This is a genomic window from Williamsia sp. Y721, assembly GCF_059683565.1.
Window position 1 is genome coordinate 228834 of the sequence record NZ_JCASNH010000005.1, and the last position, 19390, is coordinate 248223.

The window sequence follows — 19390 nt, forward strand, 5'->3', positions numbered from 1 at the left end:
GCATGATGTCCTCACTGGCACGCCGGGGAGAACTTGGTCTTGCCGCCGGGCGTGGCAGCATCGACGATGGACGGGATCACATTGCTCAGGGCCGGGATGTACGTGACATTCAGGGTGCACAGATACGTGTCGATATAGGCGCCCGCCTGGGTCACGCGGGCAAGCCCTTTCAGCAGGATCGGGACATTGAAGCCCAGATATGCGAACGCATCCAGGTTGTCCATGTAGTGCTTGGCGAAACCAGGTTGCCGGGTGATGAACTGGTTGAGTTCCGGCGCAGCCTCATTGGCCAGTGTGGCAACTCGTCCCACCACCGTCGAAATCGAATCGATGGAGGTCACGAGCTCTTCGCGACGCTGCGCCAATTGGGTGAACATCGCCTGCGATTGGGTGATCACCGTGTCGACGGCGCCACGTTGCTCGGCAAAGGTCCGGACGATGCCGTCGAGGTTGCCGATGATGTCGCCGAGTATCTGATCGGGGCCGGCAAACGACTCCGCGAGGTCCGATGTCTGCGCGACGAGCGCGGTGATCGATCCGTTGTCACCCTGCAGTGCCCGGATGATGGACGTCGTGATGTTGTCGATCTGATTGGGGTCCAAAACGCTGAACAGCGGTTCGAATCCGTTGAGCAGCACCGAGATGTTGAACGAGGGTTCGGTGCGCTGCAGGGGGATCTCGCCTCCGGTCATGACGCTCGGATCACCGAAGTCGCCGAGTGAGAGCCCCAGGTAGCGCTGGCCGATGATGTTCTCATAGGTGATGGAGGCCTTGGTGTCTCCGTATATCTTCTGATCGGATTCCACCCGGAAACCGACCTTGGCAACGAGCCCGTCCAGCTTGATCGAATCGACGCGCCCCACCCGGACACCGGCCATCCGGACGTCGTCACCGATACCGAGGCCGGAAACATCGCTGAACACTGCGGTATACGAGGTCGACGGTCCGTCGACGCTGCGCCGCAGCGTGTTGAAGACGGTCCAGGTCAACGTGATCGAGATGACCAGGAAAATGATCAGACCGATGAGCGGTTTGCGATAGCTCATGACTGCGGACCCCCTTCTGCGGCATCGACGTTGACCGTGGTTCCGCGGGCGACCGGGCCGAGCAGCAAGGTGGACGCGGCACTCGGTGCCTCCCCGATGATCTTGCCGAGCACTTCCTGCTCCTGAGCACTGCCCACGGAACCGACATTGCCGCCCATCGGCGCCGACATGAAGTTCTGCGCCCCGTTGCGCGACGGGAACGTCGAGATCCCGTCCCCCACGGGCGCCGTCTGACAACTCGCGCCTTCCAGCTCGCCGTAGCGTGGGCAGTCGGCCCGGGTGAACATTCGGTGAGGGGTGAACTGGAACAAGAACTTTCCGGTGCCGTTCTGTGCACCGACCGGCCAGAACTCCTCGAACCACTTGTCGGAGATGTTCGCCAGACTGGTGGTGATCTGGGTGAACGACGACCCACCATCAGCGAGGACACCGAGCACCGGCGACAGGTCTGTGGTGATGCCGATGATCGTGTCGGTGTTGTTGGCCAGCGCCGTGTTCGCCGTCGCCAAGGTGGTCGAGGCACCTGCCAACAATGCGTTCAGCCCACGGTTCTTTTCCGCCAGCGTCTTCATCGGCACCACCGCGCTGTGCATCACGTCGAGCAATTCGGGTGCCGACTCATTCAGCCCCTGAACCGCACCGCTCAGTGCGTTCAGAGTCGACGGCCCGCTGCCGGTCCCGACGATCGCGTCCATTTCTCTGGTGATCCGATCGAGTGCGGCTCCGGCGTCCGAGATCTCGGCACCGTGGCGATCGGTGGCCTGTGCCACCACGGCCAGAAGTCCCACCGTTTCATCGGTACCCACCCGGGCCGAGGCGGCGATGATCTCGCGAAGCTTGGTCATCGCGGTCTGCAACTGGATGGTCGAGGCACTCTCATCCTGCTCGATGATCGCCCCTTCGGTCAGCGGCGGCGCCGCACCGTTGTCGATCAGCTGGATGGACGAGACGGCGAACACGTTGCTGGGCACCACTCTTGCGGTCACCGTTTGCGGAATGTCGCGGGCGTACGCGGGATCGAGGGACAAATCGACGTGGTTCATTCCACCGTCCTGTCCCGGTTCGAGCCCGGTGACGGTGCCGACCAGCACGCCGCGATACTTGACGTCTGAGTTGTTGGGCAGGCCATCACCGACATCGGCGAGTACGGCGGTGGCCTTCACGACGTCGTCGAACTTGCCGTTCACCTTGGCCATCAACGCCACCAGGAGTAGTGCGACCAACACCAGCGTGGCGATACCGAACAGGTACAGCCTCAGGTTGGAGTGACCCCGCGGGTCTGCATCGAACATGACCGGCATCGCTAACCACCGAGCCTTGCACCGGTGCCGACGCCCCAGAATGCCATCGTGAGCAATAGATTCAGGACGATCATCGCCGAGATACTCGCGCGCATCGCCCGCCCGGCCGCGGTACCCACACCCTGTGGTCCACCGGCTGCGTAGTAGCCGTAATAACACTGGATCGTCGAGGTGACGATCACGAAGACGACTGCCTTGGCCAACGAGTACAAGACGTCGGTGCCACCGAGCACCAGCCGGAAATAGTGCTCGTAGGTTCCGGCAGGCATGCCACTTGAGAAGCCCACGATCACCTGCACCGTCACATAATTCAGTGTCAGACAGGCCAGGTAGAGCGGGATGATGGCAACGATCGAGGCCAGTAGCCGGGTGGTCACCAGATACGGGATCGGCCGGATCGCCAGGGCCTCCATCGCGTCGATCTCCTCGGAGATCCGCATCGCACCGAGCTGTGCGGTGAACCGGCAACCCGCCTGCGCGGCAAAGGCCAAAGACGCCATGATCGGCGCCAGTTCGCGGGTGACGGCGGTCGATGCGACCATCCCGGTCGCCGGCTCCAAGCCGAGTAGATGCAGCGCCTGATATCCCTCGATCGCCACCAGCGCACCCGCCGCTGCCCCGAGGACGATGATCACGCCTGCGGTACCGCCGCCGACGACGATCGATCCGTTGCCCCAGGTCACATCGGACAGGATCCGCAGGAACTCTTTGCGGTAGTGGCGCAGCGTCAACGGGATCGACACGAGGGCCCGGGCCAGGAACGCCACCATGTGACCCAGCCGCATGACCAGAACGCCCTGCGCATTGGCTGCTTTGACGAAGGGGCGTGTGCCGGGGGGATAGTACTTGGACGCCATCTAGAAACCCGTCCGCGGGAACAGCAGTACGTACAGCTGCGTGAAGCCGACGTTGACCACCATCAGCAGGATGATCGACGCGACCACCGTCGCGTTGACCGCATTCGCGACGCCCGCAGGCCCACCCCGGGTGTTCAACCCCTTGTGGCAGGCCACAATCGCCACGATCGCACCGAACACCACGGCCTTGATCATCGTCAGGTAGAAGTCGCCGACCGTGGCGAACGAGGCGAAGGTGGAAACGAACGTACCGGGGGTTCCGTTCTGCACAAAGGTGTTGAACAGGTAACCCGAAAAGAACCCGACAAAGCAGACGACACCGGTGAGGCTCACGCCGACGAGGATGGCTGCCGCCAGGCGCGGCACCACCAGCCGCTGGATCACCGAAAGGCCCATCACCTCCATGGCGTCGATCTCGTCCCGGATCTTCCGGGATCCGAGATCGGCGCATATCGCGGACCCGGCGGCGGACGCCATCAGCAATGCGGCGACCATCGGTGCACCCTGCCGGATGACCGCAAGACCGCTTGCCGCGCCTGCCATCGACGTCGCACCCACCTGTCCCGCCAACAGTGCGAACTGGATGGACAACGTCATGCCGATCGGGACGGCCACGAACACCGTCGGCATGGCTGATGCCGATGCCATGAAGGCAGACTGCCGAACGAACTCCACAAACGGGAACCGCAAGCGCACGATGTCCATGACCAGGTACTGGATTGCCCGAATCCCCAATACGCATTGACCGCCAACGGTTTCCAGCGAGGCGACCGGATGTCGGCGGACATAGCCGCGCATCCATCCGGTGATCTCACCGACAGCGGACCGCCGCGGTGCCCGTTCCTCGGGTTCGGTATCCCGCGCCCGGCTCGCCATGTCCTTGGACCCGGCGACCGGCGGCTGATCGAGGATGGCCATCAACAACTCTTGGCTGCTGTGGTGTGGACCCGATTGTTCACGGCGGTTGACGTAGGTTCACTCAGCATGTTCGCTTCCCCCCTTGATCCCCCGGATCACAAGCGGTGGTGTGGCTTTCACCGATTGCGATCTCGAGGCGACAAGTATCGAGTATGGCTGTCTTCGATATCGATGTGTCACGATCGAGCGGATTCCCCCCGCCTGCGGACAACCGCGGTCAGATGTACCAACCGCCGTTGACGCCGATGCTCTGTCCGGTGATGAAACCGGCCTGCTCGCTGCACAGGAACGCCGCTGCCGCACCGACATCGTCCGGCAGACCCGCCCGACGGACCGGCGTCATCGCTGCAAGATCGCTGATCGCCGGGATGTACCCGTTCTGGACTCCCTGCTGAGCCATCGGGGTGTCGATGATCGACGGCGGAATTGTGTTGACCGTGATCCCCTCTGGCGAATACTCGTACGCCAGCGCCTTGGTCAGGGCGATCACGCCGCCCTTCGACGCAACATAGTGCGCCCGTTGTGGTGCGCCGCCCTGAGCGCTGGACGACGAGATCGTGACAATCCGTCCCCAGCCCGCTGCGGTCATATCCGGTATGACCGCCTGCGCCGCATTGAACGTGCCGGTGAGGTTCACCGCGAGCATGCGTTCCCACCCCTGCGCCGTGATGTCGGTGAAGGGCAACTGCGCTTCGATACCGGCACTGGTCACCAGGATCTGGACGGGACCGAATCCGTCCCGAACCCGACCGAGCGCGGTGTCGATCGCGGCGCGGTCTGTGACGTCGACCTCCGCCGACATCGCCTCGGTCCCAGCGGCCCTCAGGTCTTCGGCCGCCTTGTGGGCCTCGTCGCCATTGAGGTCGAAGATCGCGATGCGATGTCCGGCCGCGGCCAGATGCCGCGCCACCGACAGCCCGATACCGGAGGCCCCTCCGGTGATGACGGCGACACGGCTCACGGTGCCGTCGTTCTTGAGATCGGTCATCGCCGACTCAGGCGATCGGGGTGAAGTCGAGGTGCAACTCGGTCAGACCACGCAGGATATAGGTCGGTTCGTAGTTGAAGACACGCGCGCCGACGGGGCCGTGCTTCTCCTCGTTGATCCTGATGTCACCCATCCGGTCGAAGAACCTGTTGAACGACACCACGCCTTCGACCTTTGCCAGCGGGCCGCCCGGGCAGGAATGGATGCCACGGCCAAATGCCATCTGCTCCTTGACGTTATGGCGCTCGAGGTCCAGCGCGTGTGGGTCGTCGAAACGGGACGGGTCACGGTTGATCGCACCGACACAGAGCATCACGGTGGTACCGGCCTTGACGTCCAGCTCGCCGACCTTGGTGGTCTTCTTGGCTAGTCGGAACGTCGACTTGACCGGGCCTTCCAACCGGAGGGTTTCTTCGATGAAATTCGGGATGAGCTCTCGGTCATCCCTGATGCGCTGCTGCAACTCGGGATCTTCGGCGAGGAATCGCAGTCCGGCACTGAGCAACTTGACAGTGGTCTCTTGGCCGGCCGCGAACACGAACGTCGCCGAACGCACCACGTCGATGACCTCGGGGGTCGATCCGTCCGGATACTTGGCCTCGGCGAGCGCGGTCAGCACGTCGCCACGGGGCTCTTTCCGCCGATCCTCGATGTACTTGCTGAACTTCGAGTCGAGCCATTCGAGCGGATTCTGCTCGAGCACATCATTGTCGAGCGCTCCGACCACAGCACCCGGACGCGGCGAACCCAGCCGGTTACGGAACTCATCGTGATCCTCCGCCGGCACACCGAGGAGATCAGCAATGACCAACAGCGCGAAGGGTTTTGCATAGTCCTTCAAGATCTCGGTACTGCCGGACTTGACGAACTCGTCGAGCTGGGTGTCGGCAAGCCGCCACATGAACTCTTCGTTTTCCTTGATGCGGCGCGGTGTGAACAAGCGGTTCAGTAGTCCGCGGGACAGCTTGTGCTCCGGATTGTCCATCGTGACCATGTGCTCGTGCATGATCATCTCGGGGCGATGCGCTGCGATGAGATCGCTGATGTCGTCGCCCTCGGGGGTGAACGGCAGGTCTGGGAAGGGTCCGCCGACCGCGATGCACGACGAGAAGTTCTCGGTGTCACGGAACACGGCGAGCGCCTCGTCGTGACCGGTCACCGCCACGACGCCGTGATGGGGTTCGACCAGCACCGGACACTTCGACCGTAGGTGGTCCAAGTATGGATTCGGGTCAGGAATTATCGACTGGTCCGTAAAAAAGTCGATCGAATCGAAGTCACTCACGAAATACGCCTCCCTCGTAGTGCATGACTGGCCGGTGCCATTCACGTTCGCGGCCGAGTCCGGACCCCCTGGGCTGTGTCCGCCTCTCGCGAATTGCTGAGCACTCGCCTTGCAGTGCTGAGCACTTGAATAGCATGCCTGATCAAATGAGGTCAAGATCACTATTCCGGAAAATCGGCGCGCCGGATCACGGAAAGAGCTTGACGATCAAACCATCACCCGGTGCGTCGAGTCGACCGTACCGCACCCTTTACCGCAAAGCCGACGGTATCGGTTGGGCGTCCACCCGGTCCTCGCGCTATACGCTCGGCGCGAGCAGGCCTTCGGTGATCGATCGCGCGGTCGGCATCGCCGTCTCGTCACCCATGCGGGCCCCGACGTTGGCGGCGGCCACCATGGCGTCCAGCTGGAAGGCCAGAGCGTGTGCGTCGCGTCCGGCGAGATGGCCTTGCGCCTGGGCGCGTCGGATCTCCTTTTCCAGCAAAGCGAACCAGTCAAGGCGGTCGGCGTCGATCGCGTCGCGGACCGGACCGGTACGGCTGTCGAATTCCACGGTGGTGGCGACGCGGAAACAACCGCCCGGCAGGACCGGCTCACCGACGTAGTCGAACCAATTGTCGATGAGCGCCCGCAGCCGCGGCATCCCGCCCGGCTCGACGAACGCCGGTTTCACGACGTGCTCGATGAACACCTCACGAGCCGCCTGCACCGCGGCGACCTGCAGGTTCTCCTTGGTACCGAACAGGGTGGCGACACCACTTTTGCTCAGCCCCAGATCGCCGGCCAGCTTGCCAAGGCTCAGCCCCGTGAGGCCTTCGACAGAGGCGACATCGGCGGCGTGCCGCGCGATCGTCGCACGGGCCCGCGCGCCCTTGATCAGGCGCTGGTCGGAAGTTTGCGTCAACTCAGCCACCCCTCCATGGTCACATCCGGGGCTTGCAAAGTCGAACGATCGGTCGTACTTTCTAAAAGTACGCACGATCGTCCGTGTTGTTTCTTGTTCCAGATCCCGTCCTCCACTACGCCGAGAGGGAATCCCATGACCGAGGTTTCCGAGCCGGGTACCGCCCCGCCACCCTCCAGATCCGCCACCCGATCGGCCCGGCTGTCGTTGCTCGTCGCCTGTGGCGCGGCCTTCATCGCATTCCTCGACCTTTCGGTCGTCAACATCGCCTTTCCCGCCATCGCCCGCGACTTCGCCGCCACGCCCACGACCACACTCACCTGGGTGGTCAGCGGTTATGCGGTGGCATTCGCGGCGTTGCTCACCCCGGCGGGCCGATTCGCCGACGTCCTCGGCCGACGTCGCGTGTTCCTGTACGCATTGGGCGGTTTCGCGCTCACCTCGCTGCTGTGCGCACTCGCACCCACTGCCGAGTGGCTCATCGCCGGTCGGTTCCTGCAGGGCGCGACCGCATCGCTGATGATCCCCGCCGGGCTCGGACTGGTGCTAGGTGTCACCGCCCCGCAGCGGATGGCAGTCGCGATCGCGGCATGGACCGCCTCCGGCGGATTCGCCGCAGCGGTGGGACCCGCAATCGGCGGCGCCCTGGTCGAATGGTTCGGGTGGCGTTCGGTTTTCATCGTCAACGTCCCGATCGCCGCGATCCTCATCGGTCTCGGCCTGTCTTTCATCGCCGCCGACATGCCCGGACGCCTACACGGGTTGCCGGACTGGCTCGGTACGGCCGCGACGGCATCGGGGATTGCCGCCGTCATCGCGGCAGTCACCGAAGGCGGGCGGTGGGAATGGGATTCGTGGCGAACGCTTTTGTGCGCCGGAATCGGAGCCGCGCTGCTGGTGGTGGCACTCCTGCGGTCGCGCCGCCACCGGAGCCCCGCCATCGCCGTGGAGTTGTGGCGCAGCCGCCGCTATGCGCTCACCAACATGACCTCGTTCATGTTCGGTGCCACGATGTTCGCGTGGCTACTGGCCGGGCCCCTGTGGCTCGACGCGGTCTGGCAATACTCAGTGCTGGAGTCGGCAGGGGCGATGACCATCGGGGCGATTGCCTCCATGGTCACCGCAGTGGCCGCCGGCCGGGCACCCACGAATCGTCTACGCGCACTGGGTGTTACGGGCGCGCTCATGTTCGCGGCATCCGCCCTGTACATGTCCACCGACGTATGGGGCACCGAACCCGCTTTCTGGCAGGCATGGGTGCCAGCCGGGATCCTCGGGGGTGGCGGTATCGGACTGATCCTCACGACGCTCGGGACCGCTGCCGTGAGCTCGGTTCCGCCGCAACAGTTTGCAACGGGCATCGGAATGAACCTGACCGCGCGACAAACCGGCGGAGCGCTGGGGGTCGCGATCCTCGCCGCCGTCTTCGCCGCCAACCCCGGCGGACAGCTGTCCGCCTTCCACACCATGTTCGCAGTGTGCGCCGGAATCGCTCTGGCGGCCGCCGCCTGCGCGGCAGCAATTCCCGCCCAGTCACCAGGAGAGACACGATGAGCGACAGTGACATTCGAGACAATGACATCCACGACATCGACATCCACGCAGAGGTGGAGGATCCGATGTTGCTGAACCCCGATGCCGCCCACGAAATGCTCGCGGGCACGCCGTGGCGCCGGTTCGCGGTCATCGGCGATTCGATCGCCGCGGGCACCGGTGATCCGTGGCCCGGGTACGCCGATGTGCCGTGGGCGGACCGGCTGGCGGCGACCATGACGTCGGTACAACCAGATCTCGCCTACCTCAACTCCGGGAAGATCGGCGCCACCATCGGTCAGGTCCATGCCGAACAGGTGCGGCCCGTCCTCGAATTCCAACCGGATCTGGTGCACGTTTCCTGCGGCGGCAACGATCTGTTCGCCCGCGACGCCGACCTGCTCGCAGTGGAACGCGACCTCGACGATCTCTGCGCCGCCGCGGCCTCGGGCGGGGCCAGGTTGTCGATGTTCACCCTTGCCGACGCCTTCACCGGTCGCCTACTCGTGCTGCGCCCCACCTTCAGGGCTTTCGCCGACATCGTGCGCCGAGTGGCCGCACAGCACGATGCGATCCTCACCGAGTTTTGGGACCATCCGGCCAGAACCCGGCGAAATTGGCTGAGTCAGGACAACATTCACCTCACGATGGCCGGACACGCGGTCGTCGCGACCGAGGTCACCAAGTCGCTGGCACGGTTCCATCGCGGCACCCTGTGAGAGCCCAGAAAAGGTGAGAGCACCCGAACGCCGTTCGGCGTATCGGGTGCTCTCCCTCGGTGCGATCAAGCCCTACGTGCTGGTGGCCTCAGTGCTGCCGGCGGCGGGCATATCCGGCATCCCCTCAGGCCGTGTCATGCCGTCAGGTGGTGTCATGCCGTCTGGTGGTGTCATGCCTTCCGGGGGCGTTCCGCCCGGTCCGCCGGGTCCACCTTGACCCCCTGGGCCTCCACCACCTCCGGGAGGCGCCGCCTGTGTATTCGCCGATTTCTCGGCGACACCGACGGTGATCGAGATCTTGTAGCCGTCCGCGACGCTGCCGTCGGCGGTGGCCAGCTCGGCATCCCAGCCGTCACCGAAGACGTTGTCCTTCTCCAGGCTGATCGCCGCGAGATTGGTGACGCTCTTCTCGTATCCGGCAGTGGCGAAGACCGTCTTGCTCACGTCTTCCGGAAGCGCGATCTGCGAGGTCAAGCGGGGATCACTGCCTGCAACGGCCACTTCGAGGGAGTCGTAGACCTCGAAATGGATGTGCGGCCAGCGTCCCGAGTAACACGCGGGATAGATCGACGTGAACGACACCGTTCCGTCCGCACCGGCCACCTGCACACCGCGCAGGTAGTTCTGATCGGCAACCTTGGACCCGTACAGCGAGTACTCGCCGTCCCGGTCGCAATGCCAGATGTACACCGCCATGCCCTCTCCCGGGTTGCAGTCCTTGGTCAGGTCCTGCAGTGCAATGGTGATCGTGACCGGCACACCCTCGGCTGTGCCCGACATGCTGCCGAAGCTGGTCGTGATGTCCTCGCGCACGATGCCGGACTCGATCAGGACGTTGGGACCGTTCGATCCGTCACCCGGGTACGGTCCGGCGGTCTCCTGCGGCGCCGCGTCCACACACTCGCCGATTGCATTGGCCACCCCGGTGGTCGAAGTACCACCGGCAGACGACGACCCCGCTGCAGTGGAGGTCTTCGAATCCGACGACGACGTGCCACAGGCCACCAGCGTTGCCGCCCCGGCCGCACCGAAAAGTGCCAGCGCACCTCGCCTCGACATCATCTTCTGCATGTCGTGTGCCAGGCCCAAGTCGTGCTCATGGACCTCATCATCTGATCCTTGTCCGAAAAACCGGCGCTTACCCATCACTTCTCCCTTGCAAAAACCGAGCCAGATCAAATCTTCTGTATCCAGTAGACCCACTGCACATGGCGGGAGCCTGCACTCAACCTGTGAGTTTGCTGGACACCGTGACCTGGCCCGATACGTGCCTCAGGCAGCCGAACGGTCCCCGACCTGGGTCTCGAGCGCCTCCGGGGTTCGCAAAAACTGGCCGATCCGCCCCGAATCCGAGGCCAGCGCGTGCACGATGACCGTCGCGGCAACCAGGATCGCCGAGAACACGAACAACCAGCTGATGATCGTGAAGATGACACCCAGGATGCCGAATTGTCCCGTCGCGCTGTCGATGATCGGTCCCAGTGCCACCCGGGAGCCGAAAGACAGCGCCGTCAATCCGATCGCCGAGATCATCCCGGTCAGAAGGCTGCACCGGATGTTCACTCGCCCCTCGGTGAGCATGCGACAGACCCAGAACCAGAGCAGCGTCCAAAATGCCAGGTCGGCAAAGATTTCCAGGCCCAGACCGATCAGGCCGAAGATCCAGCCGATGTCGCCGAGATTCGAGATCAAGCCCTGGACCGCCACCCCCAAGCTGATGGCAAGGACGACAACAACCCATCGCCACCACTTGCTGAACGTCAGCTTCGGAGTTCCCCACACACGGGCATACATCCGATCGAGGGCACGCGAGAAGGATGTCGCACTGATCACCGTCATCAGCGTGCCGATGACACCGAAGGTCACCGCGGATTCACCCGTGTCACCCGACGTCAAGGCGAGGTCTGCGGCCGAAAGTCCGTAACCGTCGAGTGCGTGGTCGATGTATCCGTTGCTGCGCAATGTCGACAGCACGATCATCACCGGGAGGATCGACGTGAACGCCTGGCCCGCAAGGGTCATCGACCGATCCGCGATCTCGCTGCGAGCCAGATCGGCCACCAACCGCAGCACCAGAGAACCACCGGGCATCCGCCGGACGCGGTCCACAACCGCTTCCGGCGCCGACTTCAGCTTCGCCGCGACCGAACTCCGGCGATCCCCTCGACCGTCGCCCACGGTCAGTCTTCGTGGTTGTCGGGATAAGCCGTCACCGCGAGGAATCGGATCGGCAAACGCACCAGGTCATTTGGCCCGTGGATCCCCTCGCCGTCCAGCAGCAGCGAATCCCCCGGCCGCAAGGTGTAGTCGGCATCCCCGTGTCCGTAGACCATGACACCTTCGAGCATGTAGAGCAGTTCGGTCCCGGCATGTTGAAAGCGAGGAAACACCTCACTCGCATCGGTCAGGGTCACCAGCACCGGCTCGAGACGTTTGTGCTGGCCTCGGAGTGCACCGAGCAGTTCGTAGTGATGCCCCACCCGGGTCCCGCGCCCGACGATGACCGCACCGTGGCCGGATTCGACGAACACGGCTTCCCGTTTGGTGTCGGCACCCCGGAACAGTGAGGTCACCGGGACATCCAGGCCCGCGGCCAAACGTGCCAAAGTCGATAAACTGCACGATGTTTGAGCGTTCTCGATCTTCGAGAGCATCGCTTTGGAGATACCGACCCGGTCGGCCATGTCACCAACGGACAGGCCGGTGGCCTTCCGGAGGGTTCGCACCTGGGCGGCGATGGCCGCTTCCAGGTCGTTCCCGGTGGGTGCGTCGACGGCAACCTCGCGTTGCACTGGAACCGGATCGCCGGTGTCACGGACGACATGTGCACTTTGCCCTGCCATGGGAACCCATCCTAGCCGACGGTGTTTCCTGAAATGAAACCTTTTGTGTGTGTCTCTCCCACGAACAAACCCCTTTCCGACGGTTGCCGAAAGGGGGTTCGATCAATGGTCGTCGAAGGCGAAATGGTCTACGCCGCGCGCGGGGCCACCGCGGTGCACGATGCGGGAGGCAACCCTCGGCAAGGTACGGGTATTCGCAAACGCTCCACTTCTACGAGGATGCTCCACATATTTGTGGAGCATCCTCGTAGAAGTGGAGCGTCTATGGAAGCCGGGTTCTCACCATTGCCGCGATTGATCCCTCGACGTCGCGCAATTGATACACAGGCGCGTCGCCGGCAGCACCTCGAGCCGCGCCGCGCCGATCTGGGCACCACAGCGTTCGCAGAGGCCATACGTACCCTGCGCAATCCGTTCGAGGGCGATGTCGATTTCTGCCACTCTGATCTCGGATCGCTCGATCTGGGCGACGAGTTGTCCCCGTTCGAACGCCAATGTCGATCCCTCCGGGTCGTGCTCATCGTCAGCGGTTCCCTCGGTTGCCGCATCAACAACGGACGCGAGCCTGGCCGACATCTGTTTGATCAGGTCGGTGGTCTCGGACCGGTCTGCTTCGAGAGCGCCTCGCGCGACATCGGGATCCATCAGATCAGCGATACGGTTCGGCCGCGGCAGCCAACTCGTCGAGTTGACGCAGCGTCTGCGCCTGCGGGGCCGTTTTCAGCAAGAACGTCACGCGTTCGACGTCGGAACGCGCGTAGCCGTCGAGTTCTTCGGTCGAGGATCCGGCCGCGAAAATCGTGAACGGGATGTCCGGACGCCCGCGCTCGGCCAGGAGCTCCCGCACCCGGACGAGCTCGTCCGCACTGGTGTGGGCGCGAGGAAGCCACGCGTCTCCGTACTCGATCAGCCGAGACAGCGCTGCGGGACTCTCACCACCGATGTAGATGGGCGGATGCGGCGATTGGACCGGCTTCGGCCAGCAGTAGATCGGATCGAAATCGACGTGTTCCCCGTGAAACTCTGCCTCGTCCTGTGTCCAGATGGCCTTCATTGCGGCAAGTTGCTCATTGATCAATGCGCCACGGGTCCGCGGGTCTGTTCCGTGATTCCGCATCTCCTCCCGGTTCCAGCCGACACCGACACCGAATGCGGCCCGTCCTCCGGAGAGCAGGTCAAGAGTCGCAACCTCTTTCGCGGTGTGGATCAGGTCGCGTTGTGGAAGCAGCGCAATGCCGGTACCCAGCAGCAAGCGTGTGGTGACGCCGGCTGCAGCGGTCAGCGCCAGGAACGTATCCAGTGTCCGGTAGTACACCCGTGGCAGGTCGCCGCCGCCCGGATAGGGTGACTCGCGGCTCACCGGGATATGCGAGTGTTCGGCCAGGAACAACGAATCGAATCCGCGTTCTTCGAGAGCCTTGCCCAGCACATCGGGCCGAATTCCCTCGTCGGTGACAAATGTCGAGATTCCGAATTCCATGTACTCCATGGAATCACACACCGGTCCGCGACCGGTTCGGAGTGGGGAAACCTCGCTACGCTGGGGAGGATGACACGAGGTCTCGGCGGGTCACATCATCCGGTCACCGACTGGAGCGATGAGCGGCGCAAAGAAGCACTTCGATCAACCCGACTGGGCCACAATTGGATTCATTTCGGCGGACTCCGGCGTTTCTTGATGCGAGGCGGATTTGTCCTGTTGGCGCTGTTGATCCTGTGTTCTCAATACTGGGCTCTCGACGTCGCCCCTGAACGGCAGCGCCTGGCGCAGACGCAACCTCAGATCCATTTCATCTACGACGCGGCAGATCCTGCCAACGATGACACCGCGGTGGTCGACATGGTCGGCCTGGGAAACCTCGATGCCAGTGGCACCGCGAGCGCACTCCCGGCCCTGGCCGATATCGGACAGGTGTGGGCGGTGCAGTACGACAACGAAGGCCTGGACACCGCCGTCATCAGTCGCATCGTCACCGCTTACGCGCAGTCGATGGGCATCGACAAGATCGTGCTGGTCGGGCACAGCATGGGTGGCATCATCGCAATCGAGGTGGGCACGCACATCTTCCACGACACCGAGGTCACGTTGCTCGCGCTCATACTCGACTGCACACCGGTGAATCTCCACGCGGTCCGACCGCGTAGCCGTGACGCAGGTGAAGACCTGCTCCGTTGGATGGGCTGGCTGCCCGGCGCCAGGGAAAGCCGCGGCCTGCGTCTTGTTGTCGAGACGGTGGCACGCAAGGATCAATACCTGCTGACGGACTCCGCACGGTACCCACTCCTCGACCCGGTGGCTTTGGTCTCCACCATCCGCGACGTGCTCAGAACCAAGATCTTCAACACCGACGCCGCCAGCAACGGGCTGATCCAATCCCAATTTCTTGCCATCGCCGCGTCCGGCGCCTCGGACGACCTTGCCACCATCAGCAAGGAAGCCGGTGATCGCCTGTTCCCGGCGATCATCTTCCTGCGTCCGGATTTTGGCACCGACGATCCCGTGGTCGACGTCGACTACTCCCAGAAGGCTCTCTTCGATACGACCGGCGGACCTTCCGGGCGATTGTTTGTGGTGCGAATGCCCAGTACCGGGCACGCCAACCCGAAGCAGCAACCGGAGGATTACAACGCCGCGATCCGCGACGAGGTCATCCCCTATCTCCGACAACTCGAAGATGAAGCCAGCAGCACGGCAGCGGCGGGCGCGGCAATTCGGGCCGACGGGCAACGCTGACCAGGCCCACTCATCGGGCATCGTCGGAGAGGGTCGGCCCGGGCGTGGCCGCGGCCTGCGGAACACCCAGTCGCGCATCGACGACCAGACCGACGATGCCCAGCGAGAACAACCCCGCCGACAGTGCGATCATCCCTGCGCTCCCATCACCGGCCAGCGCATCGCCGACGATGACCACTGCGGCCGTGGCGGGCATGACCCCGACAATGGTGGCCACCAGGTAGGGAACGAACCTGATCGACGACAGTGCCGCGATGTAGTTGGTGGCGGTGAACGGAAACGGCACGATCATCCGGAGCGACCCGACGGCAAGCCACCCGCGGCGCTCCATCCGCAGTTCTATCGAACGGGCCACCGGAGAGCGAAGATAGGGCTTGATCCGTTCGCGTCCATAGCGGCGGACGAGGACAAAGGCCACGATGGCTGCGAACGTTGTCGCCAGCATCGAACCGACAAATCCGGTCACCGGACCGAACAGGAGCCCGGCGGACACACTGAATGCCGACCTCGGCGCAGGGAAGACCGTGATGACCCCGTAGCCGAGGAAAAACAGTGCGGTGAATGCGATTCCGAAGGAGTCGGCCCAATCACGAAGACTTTCTATCGACGGGATCGGAACCAGAAACGCGGCAATCGCCAGCGCTGTGAGGACGATCGTGGCGACAACAGCCCGAAACACCACGGACTGATTCATCCGCCCGCGTGAGATCACTGGTCCCAGGGTAACGAGACATGTTCGTACTCAATGTGATCGAGAGGTATGTTCACCGAATATTCTGCGACGATTCATCTGCGCCCATCGCCATCAGCTCAGGACGCAACGACGACGACGTCCTTGCGGCACTGGAGCAGCGGCTGGATCCTGCTTCCGAAGTTCTCGACACCTGCGACGAAATCGTCGAATACCAGCATGATGCCCTTGACTCCATTGATCGCGGCAACCTCATCGAGCATCTTCGCGCAGGTCTCGAACGATCCGACAATCGTCCCCATGTTGAGATTCACGGCGCCCTCGGGCAACGAGATCGTCTTTGCCGTCGAACCTTCGCCTGCGGTCTTGTCGGTCTCGGTCTGTTCGACCATGAAGCTCAGCGCATCGGCGTCGGCGTTCGCGTTGTAGTCATCCCACTTCGCCTGCGCTGCTTCGTCCGTCTCATCGGCGATCACCATGAACAGCGCCAGCGCCCCCACGTCGCGACCCGATTCCGTCGCGGCCGCCACCATCGCCGAAACGGTGGGTTCGAAGGCGGACGGGGTGTTGACGCCGGAGCCGAGAACGAAGTTGTAATCGGCATGCTCAGCGGCGAACTTCATACCTCGTGCGGACTGCCCGGCGGCAACGATCGGAACCGTCCCGCCCGCCGGTCGCGGCGAGAGCCGGCAATCTTCCATCTGATAGAACTCACCGACGTGATTGCTGACGCCGCTGTCCTGTAGCTCCCGGATGACCTGCACGTATTCGGTGGCGCGGTCGTAGCGGTTGCCGAAGTGCTCGTCGCCCGGCCACAGACCCATCTGGGTGTACTCGGCCGGAGCCCAGCCCGAGACGATGTTGATCCCGAAGCGTCCAGGGGCAATCGAATCGATGGTCGAAGCCATCCGCGCAACCAGTGCGGGTGGCAGGGCCAGGATGCCGGTCGACGCATAGAGTTTGATCTTCTCGGTGACGGCGGCCAGACCGGCCATCAGGGTGAACGACTCGAGATTGTGGTCCCAGAACTCGGTCTTGCCACCGAATCCCCTGAACTTGATCATCGACAGCGCGAAGTCGAATCCGGCCGCCTCGGCCTTCTGCACGATCTCCTTGTTCAGTTCGAAACTCGGTTTGTACTGCGGTGCAGCCTCACTGATGAGCCAGCCGTTGTTTCCGATGGGGATGAAGACGCCAAAGTCCATGGGAGCAAGGCTGCACTTGCCGTGTTTCGCACATATTGCGACACCGGATCGGGGTTGAAACGAATCCCTGGCAGCGTTGTTCTACGGCGGCAGCACGTCTCGATCCGTACGCCCGCGCGAGCATTTAGGTTGCGGTGACCCCGGCATCGGCCGGCTTGACGCTCGATCGCACCAGTGTGGCCGCGAGAACGAGGACAACCGAGATGACGCCGCCGACGACGAAGGCGAGGTGTGTTCCGTCGGAGTTCGCGATGACCGAGGAGTTACCGTCGTCGGTCGACGCCGTGATTCCCCGTGTCATCAAGGTGATGAACAGGGCGGTGCCTGCCGCACCGGCAACCTGCTGGATCGTGCTGATCGTTGCACTGCCGTGTGAATACAACTCGCGTGGCAGCGAACCCAGCGCGGACGTCATCAACGGTGTGAGGGCGAATGCGATGCCGGCACTCAAGATCACGTGCGCGATGATGACCGTGTAGAGCTCGGAATCGGCGTCGAGCGTGGCGAGTAGCCACGTGCCGACGCTCATGGCGATCGTGCCGGGCAGCACCAATGGCCTTGCACCCCAACGATCGAAGAGCGCGCCAACACCTGGCCCCAGCAGTCCCATCACCAGGCCACCGGGCAGCAGGACCAATCCTGTTGTCAGGACGCTCTTGTCGAGGACGTTCTGCAAGTACAGCGGCAGTAGGATCAGTGCGCCGAACAGCGTGAGCATCAGCCCACCCATCAGCAACGCCGCGAGCCTGAACTGCGCGATCTTGAAGGTCCGCAGATCCAGCAGAGCCCGGCCGCGTTCGACCAGCTTCATCTGGCGGACCACGAACAGGCCCAGCGAGACGACACCGATCACCAGCGGAATCCATGGCGGCACCGGAGTGTGCCCGGACGACGACTCACCGATACTGCTGAGTCCGTACACGATTCCGCCGAAGCCAAGGGCAGAGAGCGGGATCGAGATGACGTCGAGGTGCGACGGCTGCCGCTCGGCGACGTCGCGCACGAGGATGCCGCCCAAGATCAGCACAACGGCCGCTACCGGCAACACGATCCAGAACATCGCACGCCAACTGAGCGATTCGAGGATCAGACCGGACACGGTGGGCCCGATGGCCGGGGCCACCGAGATCACGACAGAGACCAGTCCCATCATGCGGCCCCGTGAATGCTCCGGAACCACATTGAGGATGGTGGTCATCAGCAGCGGGATCATCAATGCCGTACCCACGGCCTGGATCACCCGGGCAACCATCAAGATCTCGAAGCCGGGAGCCAACGCGGCGAGGAGCGTTCCCAGCGTGAACGACGACATCGCCGCGACGTAGACCCAGCGGATGCTGAACCGCTGCAGGATGAAACCCGTGGTGGGGATCAGGATCGCCATCGTCAACAGGAAGCCGCTTGTCAGCCACTGCGCGGTGGCCGCGGTGATGTCGAGATCCCTCATCAGCGTCGGCAATGCGACACCCAGGATGGTCTCGTTGAGGATCACCACAAATGCCGCGACAAGAAGCAAAGCGATCAGAAGAACACTGCCGGCCGGACTTTCGTCACGACTGCCGGCTCTGACGCCGACTTTCACACTCTCGGTCACGATCACATCCACTCGGGTAGCCGCTGCAGAACCTTCGCAGCATATAGTCATGTGTCAGTGACTGTCACTTTGACATCAGGTGACATAGAGTGGAGGTCATGTCAACCTCTTTTCCGGGCGCAACGCTCGATCTGCGGACCCGGCGCCGCAACGAGACGCGGATCGAGATCCAGAAGGCAGCGCTCGATCTGTTCGAGCGCCACGGTTTCGATGAGACGACGGTGGACGAGATCGCACGCGTTGCCGGCATCTCCCCCCGGACCTATTTTCGATATTTCGCGACCAAAGAGGATTGCATCCTCGGTGACATCCACGGTTTCGACGTCGCGCTCCGGACCTGTATCGAGGCGGCCAAAGCCACCGACGAGTCGCTGTCCACCCTCTCGCTGGCCGACCTGGAAAATGCGTTCCGCGGCGCCATCACGGGCTTTCGTCACGAGCAGAGCGAGGTCGCCGCGACGTCCCTGCGCATTCGGAAGCTGGTTTGCGCCAACCCGACGTTGAGCACGCTCTGCATCGGCCGCTGCGCGGAGAACACCCGGCGCTGGTTGTCCTTGCTGGACGAACAATGCCCCGCGACCACACGTTCGCGCATCCGGATGATCCTCGAAATCGCACAGCTGTCCGTGCAGTGCGCTTTCGACGAGTGGGTGAACGCCTGCGGACCAGATCAACCCGACGCCGATCTACTGACGATCTACGACGAAGTCTGCGTCCGGGTACGCAATCTCTGATCTATTGCCGGTGTGAGAATCAAAAAAACCGGCCGTTC

At 63.3% G+C, this 19390-nt stretch carries 19 protein-coding genes; 4 read left to right on the plus strand and 15 right to left on the minus strand.

Translation table 11 applies throughout. The annotated features are described in order from the left end of the window. Positions 1–11 precede the first annotated feature (11 nt). From AC56PL_RS24535 to AC56PL_RS24565, 7 genes are all read right to left on the minus strand, one after another. Positions 12–1046 carry an MCE family protein gene (locus tag AC56PL_RS24535; protein ID WP_495517479.1) on the minus strand — a complete coding sequence of 345 codons (1035 nt, stop codon included), beginning with the start codon at positions 1044–1046 and terminating at the stop codon, positions 12–14. Further along, positions 1043–2338 (minus strand): MCE family protein, encoded by a 1296-nt coding sequence (locus AC56PL_RS24540; RefSeq protein ID WP_495517478.1) that lies wholly within the window; start codon positions 2336–2338, stop codon positions 1043–1045. The genes AC56PL_RS24535 and AC56PL_RS24540 overlap by 4 nt, the downstream gene beginning before the upstream one ends. A gap of 11 nt (positions 2339–2349) precedes the next feature. Further along, positions 2350–3204 carry an ABC transporter permease gene (locus AC56PL_RS24545; RefSeq protein WP_495517477.1) on the minus strand — a complete coding sequence of 285 codons (855 nt, stop codon included), beginning with the start codon at positions 3202–3204 and terminating at the stop codon, positions 2350–2352. Continuing rightward, the gene (locus tag AC56PL_RS24550; protein WP_495517683.1) at positions 3205–4080 is read right to left on the minus strand and encodes an ABC transporter permease; all 876 of its coding nucleotides are present in this window, start codon (positions 4078–4080) and stop codon (positions 3205–3207) included. 259 nt (positions 4081–4339) lie between these two features. Next, positions 4340–5110 carry an SDR family oxidoreductase gene (locus AC56PL_RS24555; protein WP_495517476.1) on the minus strand — a complete coding sequence of 257 codons (771 nt, stop codon included), beginning with the start codon at positions 5108–5110 and terminating at the stop codon, positions 4340–4342. Positions 5111–5117: 7 nt separating this feature from the next. Continuing rightward, complete coding sequence (locus AC56PL_RS24560) at positions 5118–6395, minus strand: cytochrome P450 (RefSeq protein WP_495517475.1); 1278 nt, start codon at positions 6393–6395, stop codon at positions 5118–5120. Positions 6396–6693: 298 nt separating this feature from the next. Then, positions 6694–7308 carry a TetR/AcrR family transcriptional regulator gene (locus AC56PL_RS24565; protein ID WP_497155436.1) on the minus strand — a complete coding sequence of 205 codons (615 nt, stop codon included), beginning with the start codon at positions 7306–7308 and terminating at the stop codon, positions 6694–6696. Between the two features lie 126 nt (positions 7309–7434). Here AC56PL_RS24565 and AC56PL_RS24570 point away from each other — a divergent pair, with 126 nt between their 5' ends. Together AC56PL_RS24570 and AC56PL_RS24575 are read left to right on the plus strand one after the other, a co-directional pair. After that, entirely contained in the window at positions 7435–8853 is a 1419-nt protein-coding gene (locus AC56PL_RS24570; protein ID WP_497155437.1) for an MFS transporter, read from the plus strand. After that, positions 8850–9551 (plus strand): SGNH/GDSL hydrolase family protein, encoded by a 702-nt coding sequence (locus tag AC56PL_RS24575; protein ID WP_497155438.1) that lies wholly within the window; start codon positions 8850–8852, stop codon positions 9549–9551. Before AC56PL_RS24570 ends, AC56PL_RS24575 begins: the two co-directional genes overlap by 4 nt. Before the next feature lie 72 nt (positions 9552–9623). On the opposite strand, the gene AC56PL_RS24580 is transcribed toward AC56PL_RS24575, so the two are convergent. The 5 genes from AC56PL_RS24580 to AC56PL_RS24600 all read right to left on the minus strand — a co-directional run bounded on the left by AC56PL_RS24580 (position 9624) and on the right by AC56PL_RS24600 (position 13874). Continuing rightward, entirely contained in the window at positions 9624–10697 is a 1074-nt protein-coding gene (locus AC56PL_RS24580) for a dioxygenase family protein (RefSeq protein WP_497155439.1), read from the minus strand. Between the two features lie 126 nt (positions 10698–10823). Further along, positions 10824–11729, minus strand: a complete 906-nt coding sequence (locus tag AC56PL_RS24585; RefSeq protein WP_495517470.1) for a YhjD/YihY/BrkB family envelope integrity protein — start codon at positions 11727–11729, stop codon at positions 10824–10826. 2 nt (positions 11730–11731) lie between these two features. Then, on the minus strand, positions 11732–12394 hold the full coding sequence (locus tag AC56PL_RS24590) for a helix-turn-helix domain-containing protein (protein WP_497155440.1): 663 nt from the start codon (positions 12392–12394) through the stop codon (positions 11732–11734). A 279-nt stretch (positions 12395–12673) separates the two neighbouring features. Continuing rightward, positions 12674–13039, minus strand: a complete 366-nt coding sequence (locus tag AC56PL_RS24595) for a TraR/DksA C4-type zinc finger protein (RefSeq protein WP_495517468.1) — start codon at positions 13037–13039, stop codon at positions 12674–12676. Positions 13040–13043: 4 nt separating this feature from the next. After that, positions 13044–13874, minus strand: coding sequence for a TIGR03619 family F420-dependent LLM class oxidoreductase (locus tag AC56PL_RS24600; protein WP_495517467.1), 831 nt, complete (start codon positions 13872–13874; stop codon positions 13044–13046). Positions 13875–13943: 69 nt separating this feature from the next. Between AC56PL_RS24600 and AC56PL_RS24605 the strand changes: the two genes are divergently transcribed. Continuing rightward, on the plus strand, positions 13944–15128 hold the full coding sequence (locus AC56PL_RS24605) for an alpha/beta fold hydrolase (protein WP_497155441.1): 1185 nt from the start codon (positions 13944–13946) through the stop codon (positions 15126–15128). A gap of 10 nt (positions 15129–15138) precedes the next feature. On the opposite strand, the gene AC56PL_RS24610 is transcribed toward AC56PL_RS24605, so the two are convergent. The 3 genes from AC56PL_RS24610 to AC56PL_RS24620 form a co-directional block, all read right to left on the minus strand. Next, entirely contained in the window at positions 15139–15840 is a 702-nt protein-coding gene (locus AC56PL_RS24610; RefSeq protein ID WP_495517465.1) for a VTT domain-containing protein, read from the minus strand. 98 nt (positions 15841–15938) lie between these two features. Further along, positions 15939–17024 carry a pyrimidine utilization protein A gene (gene rutA, locus AC56PL_RS24615; protein ID WP_497155442.1) on the minus strand — a complete coding sequence of 362 codons (1086 nt, stop codon included), beginning with the start codon at positions 17022–17024 and terminating at the stop codon, positions 15939–15941. Positions 17025–17148: 124 nt separating this feature from the next. Then, entirely contained in the window at positions 17149–18621 is a 1473-nt protein-coding gene (locus tag AC56PL_RS24620) for a DHA2 family efflux MFS transporter permease subunit (RefSeq protein ID WP_495517682.1), read from the minus strand. A gap of 95 nt (positions 18622–18716) precedes the next feature. Between AC56PL_RS24620 and AC56PL_RS24625 the strand changes: the two genes are divergently transcribed. Continuing rightward, positions 18717–19352: a TetR family transcriptional regulator gene (locus AC56PL_RS24625; protein ID WP_497155443.1), complete on the plus strand. Its 636-nt coding sequence runs from the start codon at positions 18717–18719 to the stop codon at positions 19350–19352. Positions 19353–19390 lie beyond the last annotated feature (38 nt).